This is a genomic window from Nitrosarchaeum sp. (genome assembly GCF_025699065.1).
Lineage (GTDB): Archaea > Thermoproteota > Nitrososphaeria > Nitrososphaerales > Nitrosopumilaceae > Nitrosarchaeum.
The window spans coordinates 1-9,950 of sequence record NZ_JAILWF010000011.1; the positions used below are offsets into that span (position 1 = coordinate 1).

1 protein-coding gene is annotated in these 9,950 nt (G+C 37.2%); it reads left to right on the plus strand.

Annotated elements, in window-relative coordinates; genetic code table 11:
* Positions 1-9,950, plus strand: a 9,950-nt coding sequence (locus tag K5782_RS09710) for a LamG-like jellyroll fold domain-containing protein (RefSeq protein WP_297466096.1), incomplete at both ends; no start/stop codon positions are given.

Below are 9,950 nucleotides of genomic sequence, written 5' to 3' on the forward strand. Positions count from 1 at the left end.
GGCATACTCAACAGCACAGGCATACTCAACAGCACAGGCATACTCAACAGCACAGGCATACTCAACAGCACAGGCATACTCAACAGCACAGGCATACTCAACAGCACAGGCATACTCAACAGCACAGGCATACTCAACAGCACAGTTCCAGTAGTCATTCCTAACGCCACTGAATCCTGGAAATTTGACAAAGCCGTAAATGGCTCCAGATTCATAGGTGACGTTCACATTCAGGAAGCCTATTCTAGCCTTATTTTAGATGGGGAAGGTTACCTCTCAAATAGCGGAAATTCCACAAATAACATCCAAAATCTCTCAATTACTGCCTGGGTAAATCCTGATTATGTAGGCGGATCTGCCGAATTTACGGTAATTTCCAAAGAAAAGTCATTTGCCTTGACCATTAACAACAATTTGGCACCTAAACATATAGCCAAATTTGCAGTATTTGATGGTATAAAATGGCACTCAGTAGAATCTACCTCCAAAATTGGCGATGATTGGTCACATATTGCTGCCACCTTTAATGGAACAACCCTTTCAATTTACACAAATGGCACGCTATCTAACGTTTCAACTGTACAAACCATCTCAATGAATCTAAAAGGCCAACTAGAAATAAAAACAATTGAGACAGCAAATTCTACTTCCGATGTAATTGTTGGCGCATCACTTGAGAATCACAGATCAGTAGATGAAGTAACAAAACAATTCCACGGGAAGATAAAAGAGATCAACATCTTTGGTGTATATCTTAGTGCAGCACAAATTGCAGAAATTTATTTGCAGACATTGCCAATGATACAATCATTACACAATAATACAATAGTAGAAATAATTGAGGAAGATATAACTGCAATTGATGTACTTGCACCAAAAATAATTACAAACTCTACAAACATTAACATTGATACAACAAACATTAATGCAACAGACATCAATATCAATGCAACAAGTGTAGATGATGCTAATGCAACTTCAATGTTTACATTCAATACTACAGAAAGTTACATCCCAATAGTAGAAGAAACATTAAACAAAGATCTTAACAGATTAACAATCTCTACATGGATTAATCCAGATTATTCATCTGGCTCTGCAGAATTTACAGTTGTATCAAAGGAAAGTTCATTTGTTCTTGGAATAAACAATGTTTATTCACCACAAAAAGTTGCAACATTTGCAGTATTTGATGGTGTTGAATGGACAAAAATTACTGGAACAACACAAATTACTGATTGGACTAATCTTGTTGCAGTAATTAATGGAACAAACATTTCACTTTATGTAAATGGCAATCTAGAAGCACAATCAACACTTGAGGATTCATTTTCAATCTCTGAAGGTGATGTCATTCCAATCCCAGCTGAAATTGCAGTAAACGAATCTGACTTGATAATTGGTGCATATCTTAATACACTTAGAAGCAGAATTACTTTGTCAAATCATTTCTCAGGTGTCATTGACGATGTCTTAATCTACAAAAAGGCCTTATCTCAGGCACAAATTAATGATATTTACGCAGGATATCTTACACCTTCAACTAACAATGAAATTCCATTTGAGTCTGATTTATTGTCATTTGCAGATGAAATTGCAGTATTCTTAAACAATTCAACTGAATCAATCTATGTTCTTCCACTTGATATTGATTCTACTGTTCCATTAGATGTTCAATCCCTTTCATTTGCAGATTATGTAACATACAAAGTAAATGGCCCAGCAGGCGATTCAAACAATTCAACAATTGAAATCATGACGTTTTCAGATGTTGTCGTTGCCATAATAATTCCAGCAAATTCAATAATTAATGACAATTCAACAATTGGAATTTCTGATTTATTATCACTTACCGATATAATCTCAACAACACTAAATGGTGATAATATAATTGAACTTTCAGAAATTTTATCAATTAACGCTATAGTTGTAAATCAAGACAATAAGACTGAAATAAATTTGGAAATCATTCCAAAACTAACATCTGTCAAAGAAAGCTATCTGATTACGGAAGAAGTTGAATTTGAATTTGAGTTCTATAATTCTGATGTAATGCTTGTAGATGAAAAACAAAAAATAGAAAATGCTACAGAACTAATTACAAATGAACTTGAGCAAAGTCTTAAAGACATTGAAAATGAAATTGATGTAACAACCTCTGAAACCAATAATAAATCTGCAGTAACCGACATTATTTCAAACATTGAAAGTCTATTTTTAATACAAACAGCTGAAGCTGCAAAATTAGGCGATGATGATATTACTAAATTAGATATTAACGAAGTAAAAATACATGTTAAAGAATTAAAAGATAAAGTAAAAGAACTATCTGACAATAATGATCTTAATAAAGAACAACTCAAAGAAATTAAAGAACAATTAAAGACTGTAACAAAGCAAATCAAATCAGTAGTAAAGAATCTTGAAAAGAACAATCTAGATGACAGTGCTCAAAGATTAGATGAAATCATAGATACAATAGAGGAAACTGCTGGAATTGAGCCTATTCAGACAGGTGAATGGAAGGACTCTAGAAATACAATTGTTACGCAAATTTACGATCCTCAAGGTAACCTAGTCAATACTGTAACAAAATATGAGAAAGTAATGGAAGGAAAATTCAATCTCAAGCTCTCAATTGATAGCAACAACAAACCAGGAATATACAAGATCAAAACTATCTTTATTGTAGATGGTCAGAGACATGAGACAGAAAATGAATTTGCATGGGGTCTAGTTTCACTTAACACCAAAAAGAGCATCTACAAACCAGGTGATACTGCCGACTTTGTAATTGTTGTATTGGATTCTGAAGGTCATCCTGTTTGCAATGCAAATCTCTCAATGAATGTAACATCACCTTCTGGAATGATTGATTACTTGGATAGTAATGGTATAGTACCAAATGAAGAATGTGGTCTTTATGATGCTCAGTATATTACATCTGTAAATGGCACATACAAAGTAGACATTCATGCATCTGCATCTGGAATCAATACTAACTTTAGTACAACATTTGATGCACAAGAATTCTATGAATTTGATATTACTAGAACAGCACAAAGCAAGATAGATCCAACAATAAATCCTAACTTATTTGATGTCAGAATTGATATTGAATCATTTACTGACGCTGATACATTAGAACTCAAAGAGAAAATACCTGCAGTGTTTAATGTTGTTTCTGATGCTGATATACAAACAATAGGAGATACAAAGATCCTGACATGGACAAAGAATCTAATAGAAAACAAGACATATGTGGAATATTCCTATTCTATTCCACTAGTATTTCCACAACTTTACTCCCTAGGTCCTCTTGAGATTAATTCAGGCGAGTTTGTTGAAGCAAGACCATGGTTTGTAGCTGCAGATCCAGCCCCTTCATTTACAAAACTGTATCTTAGAAATGTACTTGCATCTCCAACTCCAACTGCAGGCGAGAAATCTGCAGTATTACCTACTGTTGCTGGAGTGTTAAATTCAGGTGATTTTGAAACACGTTCACTATTGCCTGATATCGGTACTTCACAAACCACCTCTACTTACTTTGATGGGTCAACTACCACCCATAGAGATAGCTACATGTCACGATTTTCTTCATTACCTCTTGCTGCACAAACAATAGGTGCTGGCACTTGGACATTTGGATATAATTCAATTCAAGGAAATAACGGTGCCAATTCAGAATATGTACTGTCTGTCTATGTTTGGAGACCAAGTAACAACTCTGTAGTAGGATATGTCTATGATTCTGATACTGTAGTTGGAGCAGAAGGTGGTACCAGCAAATCTGGAAAAGTAGGAACCTTCTCTGGAAGTTCAGTTACTGCACAAGCGGGAGATATTCTTGTATTGGAAGTCTGGGTTCATCAAGCAACTCAGAGATCTAATAACGATCTTATCACATTTTATTATGACGGAACAACAGAACCAACTAATGGATCAACTGAGGCATCCACTGCAAGCTATCTTTCTGCTCCTGTAGGATTAACATTCCAAAATGGTGGCACTCGTTTGTATTTCAGAGATGTAACAGCACCAATTACTCCAACTGCAGGTGAGAAATCTACAGCGTTACCAGTTGGAACATCAAACCTTAACTCTGGTACTACTGAGACTCGTTCATTACAATCTAAAATTGGAACTACCCAACAAACAATTACTATTGGAGATGGTACATCCACAGGACACACAGATAGCTACATTGCAAGATTCTCCTCATATCCTCTTGCAGCTCAAACAATTGGTGCTGGAACCTGGAGAATAGGTGCTAATGCTGCAGAAGCTAACGCAGGTGCAAATGCATTCTTTGCATTTTCTGTTTATGTCTGGAGACCAAGTAACAACTCTGTAGTAGGATATGTTTATGATTCTGATACTGCACTTTCAACAGAATTTGGTAATAATGTAGCAAGTACAAAACACGGAAAAGTAATAACTTTCTCTGGAAGTTCAGTTACTGCACAAGAAGGAGATGTTCTTGTTACTGAAATATGGTCACATGCAACTACTGCACGATCTAATAATGATATACTAACATTTTATTTTGGCGGAACAACACTACCAACTTCTGGATCAACTGAAGCATCTTCTGCAAGCTATATTGATATTCCGCATGTTCTACTCTATAGTATCAGTAAAACAGAATCTCTGGGTATTGCCGATTCTGTCATTGCATCTCGTACTCGTACTGTTTCTTTTACTGAATCGTTACCACTAAATGATGGAGCAATCAGTTATGATAAATCTAGAACAAAGATTGTTTTCCTTAGCGGTGCAGACACTGCTGAGGTGGGCGTAGACATTGACAGCACTTCTGATGTTGATATTTTATGGAATGTACAAAACAAGACCAACGGATTTGGACATACAGCTGGAACCAAAGACATCATCGTTCCAGCTGACGGTGTTTACAGAGTATCTTATGGTCTTTCAATAACTACGACAGGTACAAACAGATACGAAGCAATTTCACATGTGAATGTAAACGGTGGCAATTCAGGTTCATGTTATGATTCTGGATATGCTAGAGGTGCAGATAGCTCCTTTGATGTAGCCCTAAAAGCAGAATGTCTGCTGGATCTTTCTCAGGGTGATACTGTAAGCATTGCCGCAAGAAGAGAATCTACTGTTACTGGCATGAATCCACAACTAAACGCAGCATCAAGCTGGTTCCAAATACAGCAAATAACAAATCCAAATGTAATAATCTTGCACGAAGCAACAGGTGGAGATACACTTTCTACTGAAGGTGGAACACTTGACCTTACATGGGATACTGAAGACAGAAAGGATACGCCATTTGAACACCAGTCTGGATCATCAGATGTCAAAGTTCTCTTTGATGGACTGTATAGAGTTTCATACAGCGTAAAGCATAGTGCCTCTGGCAGTATTAGAACAGGTACTGGTGGTGCAATCCAAATACAGCCAGAAGGCGGTTCATTTACAAACGCTACTAGCGGATGGAGCTCTGCATATCTTCGAATGGCTAGCGGAATAGATGAAGCAGCACTCGCAGCATCTACCATCTTGAATCTAAATTCAAAAGATACCATCAAACTTGTCTTAATTGATACTGATCAATCTATTGGGTCTACTAGAACTGCTGATGGCGGTGCTATGCACTTTGACATAGAATTTTTGGGCACTAGCGACGTTCAAGCATTAATTGTACATGATGCAGAAGGCGGAGATGATCTTGATGTTGGTACAGAGTTTTCTAGTGTTAACCAATTCTGGGACACTGCAGATCTAGTAAATAGCGACTTTGCATTTACACCCGTAAGTGATACCATTACCATCAACACTGATGGTCTTTATCACGTTGCATACACTACATTTGTAGAAAGAGCAGCAGTTGCCAATAGATTTGAATTTGCATCAGAAATTCTAGTCAATGATATTCCACAGAAAGTTTGTATTGGTTCTGGCTTTGCAAGAGGTGCTCAAGGTGGAAATGATGTGCTAGAAAGTGCTGCAGAGTCTAGCTGCTATGTTGATCTCAAGTCAGGCGATACTTTAAAGCTAAGAATCACAAAGACTAGTGACACAAGTAACAATGTTGCATTAACAGTTAGCAACAGAACCTCCTTTGTTGCACAAAACATGGACTTTAGAACAGACAAGGCAGCATACAAAGTTACATTAAAAGAAACTTTGCCAATCAACGATGGAACAGTAACTACAAGCAGAGTCTCATTTGCATTACTAGCAGAATCAATATCACTTAATGATGTTGTTGCTATAACGATTATCGGAGCTGCTGGTGAATTTAATGTATTTTTGGATGAATCATTATCTCTTAATGATGATATTTTTGTAAAGAATTTAGTTAGTAAAGCATTCCTAGAAGAATCATTATCAATTAATGATGGAACAGTCAACTCTGATCAATATGCTACAAAATTGATCTTCCTTAGCGGTGCAGACACTGCTGAGGTGGGCGTAGACATTGACAGCACTTCTGATGTTGATATTTTATGGAACGTGCAAAACAGAACAAATGGATTTGGACATACAGTTGGAACCAAAGACATCATTGTTCCAGCTGACGGTGTTTACAGGGTATCTTATGGTCTTTCGATAACTACGACAGGTACAGACAGATACACTGCAATTTCACATGTGAATGTAAACGGTGGCAATTCAGGTTCATGTTATGATTCTGGATATAACAGAGGTGCATCAAGCTCCTTTGATTCAACTGTAAAAGCAGAATGTCTACTGGATCTTTCTCAGGGTGATACTGTAAGCATTGCTGCAAGAAGAACATCAACAGCAACTGGCATGAATCCGCAGCTAAATGCAGCATCAAGCTGGTTCCAAATACAGCAAATAACAAATCCAAATGTAATAATCTTGCACGAAGCAACAGGTGGAGATACACTTTCTACTGAAGGTGAAACACTTGACCTTACATGGGATACTGAAGACAGAAAGGATACGCCATTTGAACACCAGTCTGGATCATCAGATGTCAAAGTTCTCTTTGATGGACTGTATAGAGTTTCATACAGCGTAGAGCATAATACTAGTACTAATCAAAGAACAGGTACTGGTGGTGCAATCCAAATACAGCCAGAAGGCGGTTCATTTACAAACGCTACTAGCGGATGGAGCTCTGCATATCTTAGAACCAACACAGGTGGTACTTTTGCAGCACTCGCAGCATCTACCATCTTGAATCTAAATGCACAAGATACCATCAAACTTGTCTTAATTGATACTGATCAAAATTCAGCATCTGACAGAACTGTTAATGGCGGTGCTATGCACTTTGACATAGAATTTTTGGGCACTAGCGACGTTCAAGCATTAATTGTACATGATGCAGAAGGCGGAGATGATCTTGATGTTGGTTCTGAATTTTCTAATGTCAATCAATTCTGGGACACTGCTGATCTAGTAGATAGTGACTTTGCATTTACGCCAGTAAGTGACACCATTACCATCAATACTGATGGTCTTTATCACGTTGCATACACTACATTTGTAGAAAGAGCAGCAGTTGATAATAGATTTGAATTTACATCCGAAATTCTAGTCAATGATGTACCAAAGAAAGTCTGTATTGGAGGCGGATATGCAAGAGGTTCTCAAGGCTCATCTGACGTCCTAGAAAGTGCTGCAGAGTCTAGCTGCTATGTTGATCTCAAGTCAGGCGATACTTTAAAACTAAGAATCACAAAGACCAGTGATACTGCTGATGATGTTGCATTAACAGTTAGCAACAGAACCTCCTTTGTTGCACAAAACATGGACTTTAGAACAGACAAGGCAGCATACAAAGTTACATTAAAAGAATCATTAGCACTTGATGACGGCACAGTATTTACTAGTGTATTTGCAGGAATCTCTTTAAGCGAATCTCTATCTTTTGCTGATTCTGTAAATGCTTTGCCTAGTGTGATCTCTCTAACTGAATTGCTATCATTTAATGATGGAACAATAGATGCAGGTTTTGCGTCTCAATATGTTACAGCGTATGCATTTCCTTCATCAACTACTGATAGTACATGTGGAAATCCTACTCGTGTAACAGCTGATGATGATTCAAATGCTGATTGTACAGATAATGAAATACTTGTACTAAAGAATTTTGGGTTTACAACTGGTACTGGCGGTGGCTTACAAATTCCATCTGATGCTTACATTAAAGGAATTGAATTTAAAATTGAAGGATTCTTAAATGATGGTGCACCAGCCGGCGGAGTTACAGATGTAACTTTATACAATGATCTTGGAAACTTGCATTCAAGTGGAAACACAACATCCCATGTTATTTTTAATTCCACACCTGGAACAGTTCATATCTTTGGTGGACCAACATCTCTTCATGGTTTTGATGGATTAACTGTATCAACTGTTACTGATCCTGATTTTGGTGCTAGACTAACATTTGCCATGACTGGAGGTGGTAATGATGATGATGCTATTGATTATGTGCAGATGAGAATTCATTTTAGAGTGCCAGTATTGTTTTTCTCATCACTCACAGAAAATCTATCACTACAAGACAACATTAATAGAAAAACTTCAGTATCTCTAACAGAATCACTATCCCTTGATGATACTATAAACACTATCCAAGCTGCTACAGTATCCCTCTCAGAATCATTAACCATCAATGACACAGTTACAAAGACAGCATCAGTATCCCTCTCAGAATCACTATCTCTCTCTGATGATACACAGTTTTTCCCAATGACATCTGGCACATTATTTGGTGAGAACTTTATATGTGGAACTTGGGAGTTTACTTCACATCAAACATTTGAGTTTAACACTGAACAGACAACATGTGATAATACTGCCAAGACAGTCTTATCTCCTACTGATTCAAATGCATACCCACTAGTTACATTCTATTTGCAAAATACTGGATTTACAAACGACATCCTAGTGACTGGCAAATCTATTGGAAACGATATCCATGCAACATTTACAGGGTTCACTGGAAATCTCAACTTTACACTAGTAGAAGTAACCCCAACAACAGGTGTAGAGATATCTGAGATTGATACTGTCTCATTTAACGGAATCCAAAATCTTGTAGGTAATGTTGATCTATCTGCTCTAAGCGGTACAATTCCGTCAGGTAGCTCATTTGGTATCAAAGTATCAATGAAATCATCTAATGTAGGCGGTGACACATTTGAAATAATTTGGGGCAAAGATGGTCATGCAAATCAAAGATTTATGGTTGATCTGATTATCAACAACAAAATTCAAGTAGAACTATTGGAAAATCTCAAACTTACAGATAAGGTAAACAAAAACATTCCAGTTAAACTCACAGAGAATCTATCCCTTAATGATGGACTAGATTATGACAGATTTGTTGCTCTTTCTCTCACAGAGAATCTATCTATTAATGACGGTACTATAATCACTGCAAAAAAATTAACTCTTTCTCTCTCAGAATCATTAACCATCAATGACACCATAACCAAGACAGCTTCAGTCTCTCTAGCAGAATCACTATCACTTGATGACACAGTTACAAAGACAGCATCAGTATCCCTCTCAGAATCATTAACCATCAATGACGCCATAACCAAGACAGCATCAGTATCCCTCTCAGAATCACTATCACTACAAGACACCATAACCAAGACAGCTTCAGTCTCTCTAGCAGAATCACTATCACTTGATGACACAGTTACAAAGACAGCATCAGTATCCCTCTCAGAATCATTAACCATCAATGACGCCATAACCAAGACAGCATCAGTATCCCTCTCAGAATCACTATCACTACAAGACACCATAACCAAGACAGCTTCAGTCTCTCTAGCAGAATCACTATCACTTGATGACACAGTTACAAAGACAGCATCAGTATCCCTCTCAGAATCATTAACCATCAATGACACCATAACCAAGACAGCATCAGTATCCCTCTCAGAATCATTAACCATCAATGACACCATAACCAAGACAGC